The 17,750-nt window shown below is 44.9% G+C and carries 13 protein-coding genes; 6 read left to right on the top strand and 7 right to left on the bottom strand.

Annotated features, from left to right (window positions below; all coding sequences use genetic code 11):
- Nucleotides 1-8: 8 nt before the first annotated feature.
- On the bottom strand, nucleotides 9-2,285 hold the full coding sequence (locus tag E5672_RS13875) for a TonB-dependent receptor (RefSeq protein ID WP_136782738.1): 2,277 nt from the start codon (nucleotides 2,283-2,285) through the stop codon (nucleotides 9-11).
- Between the two features lie 263 nt (nucleotides 2,286-2,548).
- Nucleotides 2,549-3,538: a GlxA family transcriptional regulator gene (locus E5672_RS13870; protein WP_136782737.1), complete on the bottom strand. Its 990-nt coding sequence runs from the start codon at nucleotides 3,536-3,538 to the stop codon at nucleotides 2,549-2,551.
- 142 nt (nucleotides 3,539-3,680) lie between these two features.
- On the opposite strand from E5672_RS13870, the gene E5672_RS13865 reads away from it, so the two are divergent.
- From E5672_RS13865 to E5672_RS13850, 4 genes are all read left to right on the top strand, one after another.
- Nucleotides 3,681-5,483 carry an acyl-CoA dehydrogenase gene (locus E5672_RS13865; protein WP_136782736.1) on the top strand — a complete coding sequence of 601 codons (1,803 nt, stop codon included), beginning with the start codon at nucleotides 3,681-3,683 and terminating at the stop codon, nucleotides 5,481-5,483.
- A gap of 79 nt (nucleotides 5,484-5,562) precedes the next feature.
- Nucleotides 5,563-6,330, top strand: coding sequence for an SDR family NAD(P)-dependent oxidoreductase (locus tag E5672_RS13860; protein WP_136782735.1), 768 nt, complete (start codon nucleotides 5,563-5,565; stop codon nucleotides 6,328-6,330).
- Between the two features lie 150 nt (nucleotides 6,331-6,480).
- Entirely contained in the window at nucleotides 6,481-7,242 is a 762-nt protein-coding gene (locus tag E5672_RS13855; RefSeq protein WP_118494390.1) for an SDR family oxidoreductase, read from the top strand.
- 25 nt (nucleotides 7,243-7,267) lie between these two features.
- The gene (locus E5672_RS13850) at nucleotides 7,268-7,726 is read left to right on the top strand and encodes a YaiI/YqxD family protein (protein ID WP_136782734.1); all 459 of its coding nucleotides are present in this window, start codon (nucleotides 7,268-7,270) and stop codon (nucleotides 7,724-7,726) included.
- 119 nt (nucleotides 7,727-7,845) lie between these two features.
- Here the strand turns inward: E5672_RS13850 and E5672_RS13845 are convergent, their stop codons facing one another.
- From E5672_RS13845 to E5672_RS13830, 4 genes are all read right to left on the bottom strand, one after another.
- Nucleotides 7,846-8,115 carry a hypothetical protein gene (locus tag E5672_RS13845; RefSeq protein WP_136782733.1) on the bottom strand — a complete coding sequence of 90 codons (270 nt, stop codon included), beginning with the start codon at nucleotides 8,113-8,115 and terminating at the stop codon, nucleotides 7,846-7,848.
- 125 nt (nucleotides 8,116-8,240) lie between these two features.
- A complete protein-coding gene (locus E5672_RS13840) occupies nucleotides 8,241-10,406 on the bottom strand; it encodes a S46 family peptidase (protein WP_136782732.1) in 2,166 nt (721 codons plus the stop codon).
- A 287-nt stretch (nucleotides 10,407-10,693) separates the two neighbouring features.
- Nucleotides 10,694-11,884, bottom strand: a complete 1,191-nt coding sequence (locus E5672_RS13835; protein ID WP_136782731.1) for an amino acid aminotransferase — start codon at nucleotides 11,882-11,884, stop codon at nucleotides 10,694-10,696.
- Between the two features lie 147 nt (nucleotides 11,885-12,031).
- On the bottom strand, nucleotides 12,032-12,814 hold the full coding sequence (locus tag E5672_RS13830; RefSeq protein ID WP_136782730.1) for an NRDE family protein: 783 nt from the start codon (nucleotides 12,812-12,814) through the stop codon (nucleotides 12,032-12,034).
- Between the two features lie 269 nt (nucleotides 12,815-13,083).
- Between E5672_RS13830 and E5672_RS13825 the strand changes: the two genes are divergently transcribed.
- Nucleotides 13,084-13,719 (top strand): 1-acyl-sn-glycerol-3-phosphate acyltransferase, encoded by a 636-nt coding sequence (locus E5672_RS13825; RefSeq protein ID WP_136782729.1) that lies wholly within the window; start codon nucleotides 13,084-13,086, stop codon nucleotides 13,717-13,719.
- 98 nt (nucleotides 13,720-13,817) lie between these two features.
- The gene (locus E5672_RS13820) at nucleotides 13,818-15,059 is read left to right on the top strand and encodes a cystathionine gamma-synthase family protein (RefSeq protein WP_136782728.1); all 1,242 of its coding nucleotides are present in this window, start codon (nucleotides 13,818-13,820) and stop codon (nucleotides 15,057-15,059) included.
- 108 nt (nucleotides 15,060-15,167) lie between these two features.
- On the opposite strand, the gene E5672_RS13815 is transcribed toward E5672_RS13820, so the two are convergent.
- Complete coding sequence (locus E5672_RS13815) at nucleotides 15,168-17,636, bottom strand: CHRD domain-containing protein (protein ID WP_136782727.1); 2,469 nt, start codon at nucleotides 17,634-17,636, stop codon at nucleotides 15,168-15,170.
- Between the last annotated feature and the right edge of the window lie 114 nt (nucleotides 17,637-17,750).

Genomic DNA, 17,750 nt, shown 5'->3' with positions numbered 1-17,750 from the left:
ATCGACGCTTAATAGTAAGTGTACTTAAACTCAACACCCCAAACGCGCGGCTCGTTTACGATACCAGTCAGGTTGTTAAAGTCGATTGCACCCTTAACATTGTCTTCGTCGGTAATGTTACGACCAAATAGCGCTACAGTGTAGTTGTGCGCGAAGTTTTCGTAACCAATGCGTAGGCCGCCTTCGAAATTGTCGTCAGTAGTGAACTCAACCGCTTCGTATAAGAAGATGTTTGTTTCACCTTGGAACGCCCAATCAGTAAATACGAAGAACTCACCGTCGTCACCCATAGGGATGGTGTAACGGGCTGTGAAGTTGAAGATTGACTCAGGCGCCTGCGGGAACGGGTTGCCGTCGATAGAGGCAGCAAAGCCATCTGGACGAGGGTCTGTTACTGTACAGTTACCGGTAAATCCATCAGCAGCGCTTGTTCCACATGGAGAAACAGTTAATGAATCATCTTTGATTTCAGTATGGTTGTAGCTGTAACCTGCTGTAAACGTAAGTTCATCAGTAGCTAGCCATTGTGCGTCTACTTCAAAACCGTACGCTTCACCTTTGTCTGCGTTTACAAGCGCAGTAAAGTTGTTGCCACCACCAATAGCTGAGAACTGCATGTCATCAACGGTATAGTAGAATGCAGCAGCGTTTAGACGCAATGAGTCATCAAATAAGTCAGACTTAATACCAAGTTCAAAAGAGTTGATGGTTTCAGCGTCAGCAACGGAAGGCGAGCCTTCAAATGCAACGTCACGTCCTTGAATTGTTTGAGCACGGAAGCCGTTAGCATAGCGAGCAAAAACAGACATATCATCAGTAACGCGATAGTTTGCGCTTAATTCAAAGCTAGTTTGACCATCATCTACATCAATATCGTCATAGTCTTGTATCTCAGCTGCGCCAATAACCAAGGCAAAGCCGTCAACGTTTTGATCGCCAACCACTAGGCTCTTAGAGTCGTGGGTATAACGAATACCACCGGTTACATTTAGCTTTTCATTAACTTGATAAGACGTTTGACCAAATACCGCCCATGTTTGGTTTTCATGGAATACTGTGGTTGCACCAAAGAAACCATCAATACTGGTAACGTTGAACGAAGCATCGTAGTAGAAAGCACCTAGCTGCCAGTTCAAGGCATCAGTAGTGTTGCTAGCAAATCTAAACTCTTGCGTGTATTGTTCTAGATCGTCTAGGTTATCTTGCGTTACTGCTGAAAAAGGAATGAATCCAGGGCCCGATGTGCCGTCGGCTAGATTAAAGCCACCATCAACATCACCTAGGCTTGACCCATCAGCGGTCTCAATAGCTGAGATTGACGTGAATGTAACCTCATCCATATCGTATTCTAGTTTTAGTGAAGCACCAAAACCATCGTACTCTTGTGGGTTATTGTCGATGCCGTCGCCCTGTAGGTCGCCATCGTAGTATACGGTTTCGCGATCATAGTTAGCGTTTAGCTCGTTACTACCTTTGGTAAATACATTGGCACGGAAAATAGATGCCGTGCCTTCAAGCTCACGGCCATGCACGTTTAGTAATGCAGAGAAGTCAGCTGATGGTTCCCAAAGAAGCTGTAAACGATAAGCTTTTTCGTCGTAGCCACCAATTGCATCGTTTTCGCCTGTGAAGGCATTGTCGATATAGTCATCGCGTTCTTGCGACAACAATGACAAACGCGCAGAAAGCTCGTCAGTAAGACCGCCGCTAATTGCGCCTTCAAAGTTCATTGTACCGTATGAACCGAAACCAGCTTTCGCGTAACCTTCAACATCTTGAGTTGGTTTTACTGTATCAAATTTGATGATACCAGCGGTGGTGTTACGACCAAATAGTGTACCCTGTGGGCCACGTAGTACTTCTACTTGTTGAACGTCAAAAAGAGGGAAGCTTTTTAATACCACATTCTCCATTACCACTTCGTCCATGATAATAGAAACAGGCTGAGATGCCGCAAGGTCGAAGTCAGTGTTACCTAAACCGCGGATGTAAAAACGCGGTGCAACACGACCGTTTGATGATTCGGCGTAAAGACCTGGTACTCGAACAGCTAAAGCAAGGATATCTTCACCGCCAGAGAATAGGCTTTCGAATTTTTCACCGCTGAGTGTCGCAACAGAAATAGGTACTTCCTGAATAGACTGGGTACGCTTTTGAGCAGTTACGGTAATTTGTTCAAGTGAGGCTTCTTTTTTTTCTGTCGTTGCGGCCTCTTGTGCAAGAACTGAAGAGCTGAACGCAGCACTAACAGCTAGTGCTAGTGTGGCGATTTTGTGTGTTCTCATGTTTCCACCAAGATGATTATAAATTTATACTTTTGTAGTGTTTTTAGCACAAAAATTAACAATCTATGCTTGGCGCTGCATTTTACACAAACTTTTAAATAAAAACTTCATATTTGTGCAAAACAAGGCGAGTTTCACCGCAAATGCACCATATTAGTTAGAATGAATATGTTGGAGAGGCCTTTGTGCACAAGCGTAGAACAAGTTGTTTGTATAAAAGATATTTTTTGGTGCGCTCGAAATTGCACGTGGTCAAAAAAGCATTAGTTTCGTTTGAATTTTGTTCGGTATTGAGAAGGTGATAATCCCGTTGTTTTTTTGAACAGCCGAGTAAAAGAGCTTAGGTCTTCGTAGCCTACAGCGCCAATCAAGCGCTCAAGGGGCACACTGGAAGTTTCCAAAAGTTTTCGGGCGTGCTCAATACGCAGTGATTGTAAATACTGTCCAGGCGTGGTGTCGCACGCATTCTTAAATCGTCGTATTAGCGTACGTTCTGTCATGTTGTGTCGCATTGCTAGATCATGAAGCGTACACTTGCTTTGTAGATTTCTTTCTAGAAAAGACTGGACCGCTTTAATATCTTTGTCTGAGTGAAACTGACGATGACGACTGCTCGCATAAACCGTCTGGCTTGTTCTAGAAACGTCCAATACATGTGACTTTGCCGTATCGCTCGCTATTTGGTGGCCGCAGTAGCGCTCAATCAATAAGATCGACAAGTCAATCCACGCCATACCGCCACCTGCACAGAAGACCGTATCGTCTTCCGTAACCATTTTCTCTGGCTGCAGATTTACACTCGGGAACATAGCTTTAAACTTATCTGCATACCCCCAATGAGTAGTGGCTGTCCTATCGTTAAGTAACCCTGTCAGAGCCAATAAGAAATTTCCCGTGCAGTTGGCTGCGATATCAGCGCCCATTTTCCTTAAACGCTTTATATGAACCAGTAATGGCTGCGTATCATTCAGGACTTCATCAATATCGCCGCCAATTGTTGGTATCAGCAACACGTCGGTGTGAGGGACGTCTTCAATAGCAATATTCGGTTGCAGCAAGACTTGATTAGAACAGAGTATGGATTGGCCGTGATGACTCGCGAGTTGCACTTTAAACTGTGGACTAGTAGGTAAGTCGTGAATACGTTGCCAACTTATTCCCGCGAAAGCAAATACGTCAAGTGCCCCAGTGATGGCAGAGGCTAAAGCTTGATTAAACCCTAAAACAGTAACCGTAAACTTGGTGTTATTCATAAAAATAATTCAATTTATAAAAGCAAATAAATCACAGTGATTGTTGGCGGGATTGGCCATTATTGTGTCATAAATGACAATAATGACACGATAACGAATATGACACAATGCGTTAACAATTGTTCGTAGAGGATAGAACACTATGGCCGACCAACTTATACCACGCCGAGAAATGCAGTTTCAGCTGTACGAGGTATTAAACACGGCAGCACTGTGCGAAAAATCACGCTTTGAAGAACACAATGTTGAAACCTTCAATGCTGTCATTGATATGGCTGAGAAAATGGCGGAAGAGTTATTTCTGCCTCATAACGCAGTTGCTGATAAAAATGAGCCCACATTTGATGGCACTAAAGTATCAATGATTGACGAAGTGAAAGTCGCTTTCGATACGTACAGGGAATCAGGCTTTATTGCGGGTCACTTCGATTTTGAAGATGGCGGCATGCAGCTTCCTGTTACTGTGATGAATGCTTGTGCGGGCTATTTTTTGGCAGCAAACCCATCTTCTACCGCGTATCCATTTTTAACAGCCGCTGCTGCCAACGTTATAAAGCATTTTGCCTCAGACGATATCAAAAGCGCGTTTCTATCAAAAATGCTAGCAGGTGACTTCACGGGAACGATGGCACTTACCGAACCACATGCCGGTTCGTCACTTGCTGATATTCGTACGTTAGCAAGACCGCAAGATGACGGTACGTACCGGATCAAAGGCAGCAAGATTTATATTTCAGGTGGTGAGCATGAGCTTTCCGACAACATTGTACATTTGGTGTTGGCGAAAATTCCAGGTGGCCCAGCTGGTGTGAAAGGCATTTCATTATTTGCCGTGCCTAAATATCGCTTAAACAGCGACGGCAACCCTGATGTGCGAAATGATGTCACTCTTGCAGGTCTTATTCATAAAATGGGCTATAGAGGTACCACTTCAACGGCGCTTACCTTTGGCGAAAATGGCGATTGCCACGGCTACCTTATAGGCGAACCACATCAAGGACTGCGTTATATGTTCATGATGATGAATGAAGCCCGCATTGGTGTGGGATATGGCGCTGCCATGATAGGGTATCGTGGGTACCGTTACTCATTAGAGTATGCAAAAGATCGTACCCAAGGTCGCGCCGCCCCTAATTTAGCCCCCGAAGACGACCCAACACCCATTATCAATCACGGTGACGTGCGACGTATGTTGCTAGCGCAAAAAGCGTATTGTGAAGGCGGTATGTCTCTTTGCTTATACGGCAGTATGCTCATCGATGAGATGGAAACGGAAGCGGACAGTGAAAGGCGCACCGAGCTTTCCCAGCTTCTGGATTTATTAACACCTGTATTTAAGGCGTGGCCGTCTGAGTTCGGCCCTAAAGCCAACGATTTAGCTATTCAAATTTTAGGTGGAGCGGGCTACACCCGAGAATACCCAGTTGAGCAGTGCTGGCGAGATAACCGCTTAAACCCAATACACGAAGGCACGAATGGTATCCAGGCGTTAGACCTGCTAGGCAGAAAGTTGTGGCAGCATGAAGGTAAAGGTTTGCAAGTTTTGCTAGCGCGAGTAACAAGCGATATGAAACGCGCAGAAACGCCCAGAGCACAAGCGCTGGCAGCAAAACTAAAACCGTATTTAGATCAGCTTGGCGCACTTATACAACAAGCAGCAGCAGACCTACGCTCTGACAAACAGTCAGTGTTGCTAACGAACGCGAGCTGCTTTCTAAACATTTTTTCAAGCTGTGTAGTGAGCTGGATTTGGCTGCGCCAAGCGAATGTTGCCGAACAAGCGTTAAATAACGGTGCTGGCGAACAGGATGTTGATTTCTATGAAGGAAAACTGGCGGCAGCAGAATATTTCCTAAATTGGGAATTGCCGCTAGTCAGTCGCGATATTGAAGTTCTGACGTCACGTGAAGCATCTTGCAATAATGTAAAAGCAAGCTACTTCTAACTTTTTGATATTCCCATTTGCGCATTAGGACACTTAAAAGAAAAGTGCAGCGCACAAAAATTAAACTGGAGTACGGCTAATGAATGTAGCTGCAAATGTTGAAGGCAAACATATTCTTATCACTGGCGGTGGGTCAGGTATCGGTGCTGCATCGGCTCGCGTGTTAGCACAGCGTGGCGCAATAGTAGGTATTGCTGATTTACATCAAGATAATGCTAAAGCATTGGCTGAAGAAATAATTGCTGCAGGTGGCAAAGCCTATGCAGTGAGTGTTGACGTTACCGAATCTGCTCAGGTCAAAGCAATGTTCGACACGGCGCTTTCACATCTTGAAAAGATTGACGTGATCATAAACAACGCAGGTATCGATCATTTTCCTGCGCCGCTCACCGAAGTGGATGACGCTATGTTCATGAAAAACATCCAGGTTAACTTAGCAGGTGTGTGGTATTGCATGAAAAACGCCCTGAAGCATATGACTGCAACAGGTGGCGGACACATTATCAACATTGCTTCGGTAGCCGGGTTGCGTTCAGCGCCCATGATAAGTGCCTATAGCGCCTCAAAGCACGGGGTCATTGGGCTAACTAAATCTGCGGCGGTGGAGTACGCAAGGGCGAACATTCGTATTAATGCGGTATGTCCGAGTTTTGTTGACACGCCTATGGTTCAAGGGGTGTTATCTAAACTAGACGAACGTGGTCAGAAAGGGTTAATTGCAGCCAACCCAATGAAACGCTTGGGTAAACCCGAAGAGATAGCCAATGCTATTGCTTGGTTATGTAGTGACGAATCGTCATTCATGACGGGGCAATCAGTGGTGCTAGACGGCGGTATGTTGGCATAAACACCAAGAGTGATGAAAATAAAACAATGAGTTTTTAAGGGATCGTATTTCCAAAGCCTTCAAAAGACTTATTACAAGACAAATGCAGCTACCGTAGATAGGCACAGAGATACGTAGCTTGCGTAAAGACAGCAAGAGAAGGAATGTTTAATGAACAACCTATTTGATTTAACAGGAAAAGTGGCACTGGTTACAGGTGCTAGTCGTGGTATCGGCGAATCTATTGCTCGGCTACTCGCACAATATGGCGCCCACGTTATTGTTTCAAGCCGCAAAATTGACGGCTGTGAAGCCGTAGCCTCTTCAATTCGCGATGCGGGGGGGAAGGCGACAGCGCTGGCGTGTCATGTGGGTGAAATGGAACAAATCACAGAAGCATTTAATGTGATTAAGCGCGATTTCGGCAAGCTGGACATTCTTGTAAACAACGCGGCAGCCAATCCCTACTTTGGACACATTTTAGATACTGACCTTGGTGCCTACAACAAAACGGTAGACGTAAATATTCGTGGTTATTTCTTCATGTCAATTGAAGCTGGCAAAATGATGAAAGAGCAGGGTGGTGGCGTCATACTTAATACTGCGTCCGTTAATGGCGTAACGCCGGGCGACATGCAAGGTATTTACTCAATTACCAAAGCGGCCGTTATCAGCATGACTAAGTCGTTCGCAAAAGAGTGCGGTAGCTTAAACATTCGCGTAAACGCATTGCTGCCAGGTTTGACTGACACTAAATTTGCCTCAGCGTTAACGACTAACGAGCAAATCTTGAAACACGCCCTTAAAGTTATTCCACTAGGCCGCGTAGCAGACCCGGATGAAATGGCGGGTACAGTATTGTATTTAGTATCAGATGCATCAAGCTACACCACGGGCACGACAGTGGTGGTAGATGGTGGTATGCTAGCGTAATTAGTTTCAATTACGAGATACGACCATGCATATATGGGTTGACGCCGACGCGTGCCCTGCAGTGATCAAAGACATTCTTTTTAAGGCAGCTAGACGTACAAAGCTGCCTTTGTCTTTGGTGGCTAACCATTCCATGTCTGTTCCGCCAGACAAACACATCACTTTAACGCAAGTACCTTCAGGCTTTGATGCTGCTGACGACTATATAGTAGATAAGTGTGAAGCCGGTGACTTAGTCATTACCAATGACATTCCATTGGCCGCTGATGTACTGGCAAAAAATGCCCTTGCATTAAACAACCGTGGTGAAGAATACGACAAGTCGTCTATTAAGCAGATACTGGGCATGCGAGATTTCATGGAAACCATGCGTTCAAGCGGCGAACACACAGGCGGGCCAAAAGCTTTCTCCCAGCGCGACAAACAAAACTTTGCCAACGCACTAGTCCGACTCCTCACCCAAGGCCTCCGCAACCTCAAATAAATTATGGGGTCAGAGTACATTAATTTGGGGGTCAGAGTACATTTCTACAGCGTTTAGCATCCAAAATATGGGGTCAGAGTACTTTATATACTGAAAAAAGTACTCTGACCCCGTTAGCTTTAGCAGTCGCCGCCACCGCCATCACCGCTGCAAGATGAGCTAGAGCTAATACTTGAGCTTGAACTAATGCTTGGCGTGTAAATCGCTGCGCTAGCGTCACCATGAGAATTGGATTTGATTCCGCGACTTTTGGTAATAAGTGATACCAAAAATACCAACCCGCACAATGAAATTACGGCGATAGATACTTCCCACTCACCTGTTGAAACGCCCGCGTAGCATGCGTATGCAGCCACGGCGATACTCACAAGCCTTAATAGTAACCTCATAGCGATCTCCTTTTCAGTGAAAGGTTATTAGAGAAAATTAAAGTACTCTAGATTAAAGTACTCTGACCCCATTTTTGCGAGTTTGGGATGGGGGCAGAAATGTACTCTGACCCCATTATTTGGCTTTATTTAACGATTGTCATCTCTTCGATGAGGTTTGTTGCACCGTCAACGTATTCCATTACCCATAACATGTAACGGCTATCTACATGGATGGTACGGGTTGTTTTCGGGTCAAAATCCCAATCTGAATTAACGCTTTCGAATGTACCGTCAAATAACAAACCAATTAGCTCTGCTTTTGCGTTAAGCGTTGCTGAGCCTGAGTTACCGCCTGTTGAGTCTAAATCGGTAAGGAAGTTTACCGGTACGCTGTTAATAGCTTCTAGCTTGTAAGGACCGTACTGCTTGTCTTTAATAAGCTCTAGCTGCTTTTTCGGTGAATCAAACGGTGTTTCGCCGGTATCCTTTTCGGTAATGCCTTCAAGACGAGTGAACGGTTCGTATATAAGGCCATCTTTTGGCGAGCCGCCCATCACATTACCGTAAGTTACACGAAGCGTGCTGTTTGCATCTGGGTAAGCAAGGCTGCCTAAAGATTTTTGCCACTCTATAATAGCACTCATGTATTTAGGGCGAAGTGCAGCAGCTTTACCGCTAAGTGTTTTGCTTTTATCTTCAATTGCCATCTCGGTATCGAAAAGTGCAACTGCCAGCTTAATGAATGGGTCATTGCTGTTTTCAAAATCAGCACGGCTTGCGGTTAACCATTTTAAACGCTCCTCAGTGCTGGTCAGTGAAGTATTATCGTAAAACGCTTTTAACTTCTTCTGAAGCGTTTTTCCGTCAGTATCACCATCAATACCTACTGCTTTATCGAAAGCCGCAACTCGGTTTTCTTCAGGTTGCTCTAGGTACATGCTGATCATCTTTTGCCACACAGCTTGATCAACAACCGCATCAAAACGGCGCTCAATGCGTTCTACGCCTTCTTTAATGCGTATTTGATCACGCTCTTGATACCCACGCTCACGCTCGGCATCTGGCTTTTCTCTCTCAATAGCATTGCGATAGAGGTTTTGGGCAGAGGATAAAAGCTGTGCGCGACTTAGGTTGTTGTACCAGAAGTTTTGCTTGTTCATTTGCATTTGTTCAGCGCTAACCGCATCAAGTGACGCAAGTGCTTGCTTCATTTCACTCTTACCGTTTTTATCAAGCCATGCTGCTAGCTGCTCTTCACGCTCTGCGCGACGGGGAACAAGTCCAACACGTTTGGCGCCAGAAAGCTGCCCCAAGGTGTTTTTGTGAAAGTTGTTTAAGCCCGCTAGCGTTGCTTCATACTTAATGCGCGCATCACTGCCTTCTTCAGACGCATTTTCAATGGTTTTAATCCACGCATCTACCAGCTCAAGATAGGTTGGATATAGCCAATCAAATGTGTAAGATACTTGCGACAAACGGGCATAACGATTGGTAGAGCCCGGGTAACCAGCCGCCATTACAAAGTCGCCGTCTTCAAGGCCAGCAGCTGAAACTTTTAAGAAATGATCAGGTTTAAATGGTACGTTGTCTTCACTGTAATCAGCTGGTTTACCGTCTTTGCCAACATAAGCACGATAGAAAGAAAAATCACCAGTGTGACGAGGCCACATCCAGTTATCTACATCACCACCGTATTTACCGATGGAGTCAGCAGGCGCATAGGCAATACGCACATCACGAATTTCCATTTGCTTAATTAGCTTATACTCAAGGCCTTGGAAAAACGAAGGAACAGAGCAGCGGAAGCCCGCTTCAGACTCACAATCTGCAATCAAGGCTTTGCGGTTCGCTTCAATGAGGTCGTAGCGGTCACGCCCTTGAACATCATCATCGATACCGCCAATAACTTTGTCGGTTACGTCAGAAAAATCTACCGTAACGAACATGCGAGTGCCCGGAGCTGCGGGTAGTTCATCACCAATTTCTTTAGCTAGAAAACCATCTTTTAAATAGTTGTTTTCTGGGGTGCTGTTGTATTGTACTGAGCCACGTGCGCAGTGGTGATTGGTAACTGCCAAGCCTTTGTCAGACACAAACGATGCAGAACATCCACCAAGAGAAACAATAGCGCCCATTGGAAACGCGGTTAAATCATTAATGCTGCTGGCAGGAATTGCCAAACCGGTTTCTTTTAAATCGCCAGCAATTGAAGGGAGCTGTTCTGGCGTGAACATGCCTTCCTTAGCATCTACCTGCATAGCACTACCTAGTAATGCGGCAGAAATACAAAATACACTTACTTTAGACATCAGTGATCCTTGTTCTTGTCGTTAATCTCATTGTTATAAATAAATCGTAATAAATACCAAGTTAACGTGAACGTCAACATGGTTACAGTGTAACGATAATCTTGTGTACGCCCTATAAAAAAGCGAACAGAGCAGGGTGTAAATTTGTTAAGAAGTGTGACTAACTGCCGCTGACAGCAGGGAAAAGAGGATTTATCGCATAAAAAGGGAAGTTACTAATTCGAATGGAATAAAAAAGGCAGAGTATCAACTCTGCCTTTTAGTTTTTAGAAATCGTTAGTTAGCGCTTAAAGCACTGACACCAATGCTTTTGCTAGTGTTTCTACGTTTTCTTGGTTGATGCCCGCAATGTTTACGCGGCTTGAATCAACAAAGTAGACACTGTGCTTTTCACGTACTTCTCGCACTTGCTCAGGTGTGATACACAAGAATGAGAACATACCTTTTTGATCGTTTACGAAACTAAAATCTTTAGGAGAGCCATTATCGTGAAGGTTTTGTACAAGCATTGAACGCAGCGACTTCATGCGATCGCGCATTTCGTTCACTTCAGATACCCACTCGTTGTTAAGGGCTTCGTCAGCAAGAATGATGTCTACTAGTGCACCGCCGTAGCTTGGCGGCATAGAGTAGATACCACGAGCGATTGACTGAATTTGACCCTGTGCAATTTTACGGGTTGCTGAATCTTCAGTAATAATAGCTGCTAAACCAACACGCTCACGATAAAGACCGAAGTTTTTAGAGCAAGACGCCGCTACAATTACTTCTGGAAGATTTTCAACCAACAAACGCATGCCGTATGCATCTTCGTCTAAGCCTTCACCAAAGCCAAGGTAAGCTACGTCGATGAAAGGCAAAAACTCGCGCTCTTTCGCTACTTCGAGTACTTCATCCCACTGCGCATTAGTAAGGTCTGCACCTGTCGGGTTGTGACAGCATCCGTGAAGAAGAACGATATCGCCTTTTTCAGTTTTGCGAAGGGTTTCCATCATCGCGTCGAAACGAATGCTTGCTGACGCTTTATCGAAGTACGGATAGGTTTCAATTTTAAGGCCCGCAGAGCCGATAAGTGGAATGTGGTTAGCCCACGTTGGGTCGCTAACCCAAACTTTTCCATTTTCGTTACAACGAACTAGTAGCTCTGAAAGAATACGCAGTGCGCCACAACCACCGGGTGCTTGAACGGCGGCAACGCGGTCTGCAAGAAGTACTGGGCTATTCTTACCTAAAAGCAAAGACAACATACCGTCAATAAAACCTTGGTTGCCTTGAGGCGTGATGTAGGTTTTGCTGGTTTCTTTGTCTAAAAGCACTTTTTGCGCTTTTGCGACACTTGAAAGAATAGGGGTATTACCTTGCTCATCTTTATAAACGCCAACACCTAAATCTATTTTATTTGGGTTGGTGTCTTCACGAAAAGCAGCTGACAGGCCAAGAATTGGATCTGGGGCGAGATGGGGTAATACTTCAAACACGATATGTCCTCACGTTACGTTGGTGTGCGATAATTAGCAGGCAGGCATTATGCCACCGATGGTAGAAAAAACGACCCCTAAAGGTTGAAAATATTTCAATTAATCTGCTTTATAAAACGTAAACGAAAGTTTCATTTCAAAAATGCCCTAAATTGAAAAAGAAAAAGCACGAGTTTCCAGTGTTTCACCTCTATCTGAAAAACGTCGTTCTTTCCAGGTCAATGTATTGTTCTTATCTACCAGAAGCAGCGTAGAGGTGCGCGTGCCGTATTTTTCGGTTTGAATAAAAATGGAAGATAACGCCTTTTCCCATTCATAACCTATACCCGTATCGGGTAGCAGTGCATCGTCTGCTTTGTTGTCATGGCGCAAAATATCGAACAAGTCTTCTTTATCAATGGTGCTTTTATTCGCAACATAATCATTTAATGCCGTTACGCCTTGCGTAACTTTTGGCCACGCAGTAACAATGTCAGCGTTAGACAAGCCATACACACCGGTATCAATTGCATGGGTCGAATTGTTTACATTGTTGTAAACCCTAAGCCCTTTCGTATCACCAAATAGCAGATTGTAGCCGTTATATTGGTGTCGCGTTTTTTCCAGCGTTGCCAGGTATTGTGCTTGTGCAACACCTTCTATATCGGCTGGGTCCTGCTTCAGCCAGTTGGCGACTAATTCACCCCGCGATACCGCATTTTTATTGATGTTGTGTGGGTCTCTTACATTAGTAAGAGCTGCTATGTTTCCGTTACGCGTAACACCCATCCAGGTTCCATTAGCTTCTAAGTCTTGCCCGGCAAGTAAATGCGGGTGGCTTTTCCAAAATGAAGAAGGCGCTGTGGGCCTTGCGTAAAACTCATCCCGATTCGCAGCGATGATAAGCGGGTAGTCATCTCGCAACTTGTTTGCGATAAATAAAATACACATAGCTACTATTGAAACCCTTTCTCAGAATTATCTGTTGACTAACGCATGCATATTGTTGTTAACAATTGCGTTACATATCTATTTTGATTACTCTTCGCAAAAAAAGTGCGTTAGTTAATACTTTTGCTTCTGTTATCAATATGCGGGTACAACGTCGAAAAAGAAAGTGCACATGATAAAGGCTTATTAAAAGAGCCAGTTGGTTGACGCCGTAGTCAATGAGACAGCAGTTAAGATTATCTAAATGTAGTAACCAGAGCATAATAAGAATGACAAAACCCTCACACACTGATAGCCAACCTCAACTCGCAAATAAAATTAGTGTAGGAAGAAATATCCCCCGAAAGTGGCCGAAGTGGTTATCATCGTTTGCAGCGTGGGTACTTACAAAAAGAGGTTGGCGTGTAGAAGGTGAACTTATCAATCAGAAGAAAGCTATTTTAGCGGTAGCACCGCATACTTCGAACTGGGACTTCTTTATTGGTTTATTCGTGGTATTTTCATTTAAGCTGAACATTAATTTCTTCGGTAAGCACACCATTTTTACGCCGCCTTTAGGTGCAATTGTCAGACGGCTAGGGGGCATACCCATAGAGAGAAGCAAAGCCCACGGGGTGGTTACCTCCATTGCAAATAAGATTAAACAGGCTGACCATCTTATTCTTGCTTTAGCGCCAGAAGGCACACGTAGCCTTATTTACCCATGGAAAACCGGGTTTATGCACATTGCGCGAGAAGCGGAAATTCCCATACAAGTCATTGGGTTGGACTATGCCAGAAAGGTGATTGTACTGGGACCAATTATTCAGAAAGTGACTAACATAGATGAACAAATGCAAACTATTTACACGTTTTATGATAATGTTTGCGCAAAATATCCTAAAAACTGCAAAACAAAGCCATAATCATTTCTACTGAAGTGGTTAGTACGCTACCGTATTAATACAAGAGTACTGGTGCGCACTAGGCTCGGTCGCAAACATCTATTTTCGGAGCTTCACCCGTGACAAAATTGGGATTCACAACCCGTCAGGTTCATTCTGATCGTATGCTAAATGCCCCAGAGCATGGTGGTGTTCACAGCAGCACATCTAATTCGGTTCTTTTTGAGTTTAAAGATGCGCAAGGCATCATAGATGCGTTTCAAGGAAAGCGCGCAGCTCACGTTTACTCTCGTTCGTCTTCGCCTTCGGTAGCGGCGCTGCAAAATATGCTTAACGAGTTAGAGGGCGGTGTAGGCACGCTTTGTTACTCAACCGGTATGGCGGCAATAAGCAGTTCGTTGTTTGCTCTATTAAAGGCAGGCGATCATTTAGTTGTAAGCCAATATCTTTTTGGCAACACCCGTAGCTTTTTCGAAACCATTAAAGATTTTGGTGTGCAGGTTACCTACACAGATGTGACCGACATTCAACAAGTTAAAGACGCATATCAGCCAAACACTAAAGGTGTTTACACCGAAACCGTCGCCAACCCTGTAACTCAGGTTGCTGATCTTCACGCTATTGGCCAATTTTGTGAAGAGAAAAACATATTGTTCATGGTTGATAACACCATGACCCCTCCGCCTGTTTTTTACGCCAAAGACGTTAAAGCGTCGTTAGTGTTTTGCTCGCTGACAAAATACATTGCAGGCCACGGTAATGTGTTAGGTGGCGCAGTAGTAGATACGGGTAACTTCGACTGGACATCGTTCGATAATCTAAAGCCAGCTTATCAGGTTGCAGATACTGCGCAGTGGGGCATTACCCAAATTAAAAAGAAAGGTTTACGCGATTTAGGTGCTACTTTGGCACCTCAATCAGCCACGGCCATTGCGGTAGGTATGGAAACGCTAGATCTGCGGTTGTCACGAAGCCAGCATAATGCGATGCAGCTAGCAACGTTTTTAGATAACCATCCTAAAGTATCTAAAGTGTTTTATCCCGGCCTTGCCGATCATCCCCAGCATTTTATGGCACGTGAATATCTAAACGGTGGCTATGGCGCAATTTTAAGTTTTGACCTCGTTGAAGGTGTTGATCCCGTTGCGTTTTTAAACGAGATGAAGCTGGTGATCTGTGCAACCCACCTAGGTGATAATCGTACGCTTGCGCTACCTGTTGCACCTACGATTTATTTCGAGAACACAGCAGAAGAACGTGAGTTAATGGGTATTTCCGATACCATGTTACGTATTTCGGTAGGTATTGAAGATACACAAGATCTGATTGCAGATTTCGAGGCCGCGCTAAACACTATTTAGATAGCGGTTCGCTGTGTTAGATTAAGAAAAAGGGGCTTTCGCCCCTTTTTTAATTTAAGCCATTTGCCTTTTGCTAAATATCATTCAAAAAGCGTTCTCTGTAAATCATTAGTCGAAACCAAGCGTGATTTGGCCACGGATTTCACCACTAGGGAATGCGTCTGAGTGGAAGTTTGTGTAAAGACCTCCGTCAGCCATCACGCCCATTTGATCGGCCGTTAGCGTTGTATTAGCTGGCACTGACCACATACCATCGGTACCACCAGTGAGCCCCAGTAACACACCACCATTTACACCGGCTTCACCTTCGTGAATATGTGCCATACTTGCTGTCATATTGGTAATTGTCACGCTTCCTGACAATGCACCTGTAGATGTATTCAGAGTAAATGCGCCAGCACCGCTTGCCGTTGTAGTAACAGCGGGAACTTCCTGCAGGCCATCGGCAATGATGCCGTACACTTCAATGTTATCAGGCGTAATCTGACCTCTAATTTCACCGCCAGTATTAGCTGCTGTATGCACATTCACATAATGGCCGCCTGAAAGAAGTTGCGTAGCTGTGGCTTCATCAAGCATTAAGCTACCGTCGGTCATCCACACACCAGCTGTTTCTTCGCTCTCGACAAGCGCTTCTAGCACAGGACCATTTACACCGGCAAAACCAGTGTGAATGTGCGCCATAGTCGCATTTTCAATAGTGGTTACCGCCACAAGAGAAACATTGTTGTTTGTGGTATCGAAAAGAGCATAGCCAGAGCCCATTGCCATAGTCTCTACCGCTGGTACCTCTTGGCTGCCGCTTAGCGTGAATGTCACTACCGCTGTTGTGTCAGGAATAATTTGGCCACGCACTTCGCCACTTGGATTGGCTGTGGTATGTACGTTTAAATACCACTCACCGTTAGTCAGCGCATCTAAGTTGCTTGGTGAAATGTTAGTTTCAGCCAGAACATAAGTGCCATTCCCAGCATCGGTCAGCGGAAAAGCGACTGGGCCGTTCATACCAATGCCGCCATCATGCACATGTACACCAGTAACGTCAGTTAGGCCTGAAACGTCAACGCTTACGCTAAACGCGGGTAGGTCTTCGTCAATTTCAACCACAGCTGTCGCAGTAAACATAGTTTCAACAGCAGGTACTTCTTGTGAGCCGCTTAAGCTTACGTTATAAGTCATATCAGCGTTGAAAGCCGGTGTAGGAGGAGCTAGGCCATCAAGCAATGCGAGTTGAGGTAGGTCGCCGTCTATTGCGCCATCTAGTGCAATAGCAGTATAAATTTCGCCATTTTCCAGTGACAAGACGCCCGTTTCGATCGCCGCTGTTTTGGTACCAGTAGGCGTAACCGTCACGACGTAGTCACCTTCCGCCAAGCTTACATACCCTGTTTCAACAAGCTCACCAGTCTCATAGGCAATATCGGCAAACGTTGGGTCAACTGCATCAATTTCTCCATCTGCGGTTACGTAAATATCTACATTACCCGCTGAAGGTGAAGCATGAACAATTCGCACTTTCGCTTCTGTCGCAATTGAGCGAGGCATATCCACTAATACATCTAACTCGGGTGCAGAAAGTACGTTATTCGCTATGGCGGTGTAAGACATGCCTACTTCTAGCGTCAACTCAGCATCGTCAATTGCCACAACACTGTTGTCGCTATCGGCTACCACGTCAATAAGGTAGTCACCTGCTGCAACAGGCAAGTAATCTGTGGCACGAGGGAACTGTATTCCGTCTACCAGCACAGTCTCGTTATTTGCTAAAACGTCTACTGCTGGTGCATCGCTGATACCGTGCACTACACGAATTTCGGCACCTGCTTCTGAATCCCATATCTTAAAGCTGCTGTCACCGTCTGCAGCTAAAAGCGTGACGGGGGAATCTCCGGTTCCCACATTATTAGTTGCAGCAATAAGCAAATCAGCACCGTCGGCTAAGTTAACCGTGCCTGAGTCGTACACGACGGTTGTCTCGCCTGCCGGTGTAATACGGATTTGATAATCGCCCGCGGGTACTTGAATCAAGTCTGTTGCGTCAGTAAATTCAGCTGTGACTAGAGGTTGTTCCGCAGTAATGTCTGTATCTGGCGCAGTAACATAAATGTCAACCATTGGCGCTAAAGATGCCGCGTGTACAATCTGTACTTGCGCGTTGCCAGCATCAACCGCAGTTTCCATACTCGTTACTGTTAACAGCGACAATGTTTCATCGCCAACATTACCCACAGCAAAAATATCGTAGTTCACATCTGCTTCTAGCGTAACATCCGCTTGTAAAACTTCAGCGTTTTCACCCGGTAAAATACCAGTAACCCCTATATCGTAGGTACCTGTCTCGACTTCAAAACGCGATGAAGCAACTTGGTAATCTACATTTTCTAAACCGTTAAGTATGGCGTCATTAGCAGTAATGTTAACCATAGGGGCATCAGATGCGGCGTGCACAACGCGCACATTTGAATATTCGATAACGGGGGCGGGTACTTCAACGACTTCATCGTCGTCGTCATCAGAGCAACCGATTAAAAATAGTGGTAAGATTGAGCATGCAAGGAGCGCTTTGGTCCTTCTCATTTTTTGTATCCTCTTAATTGTGTTGTGGCAAACTCGGTTACGCTAGGCAATTATGAGAAGATCAACCTCCTTGCAACATTAACGTAATGTAATGTTTTCATAAATTTTACAACC

Origin of the sequence: Alteromonas portus, from assembly GCF_005117025.1 — a bacterium.
GTDB classification, from domain to species: domain Bacteria; phylum Pseudomonadota; class Gammaproteobacteria; order Enterobacterales; family Alteromonadaceae; genus Alteromonas; species Alteromonas portus.
The sequence above is the reverse complement of the archived record's forward strand: the minus strand, read 5'-3'. Positions and strand labels throughout refer to the sequence as shown.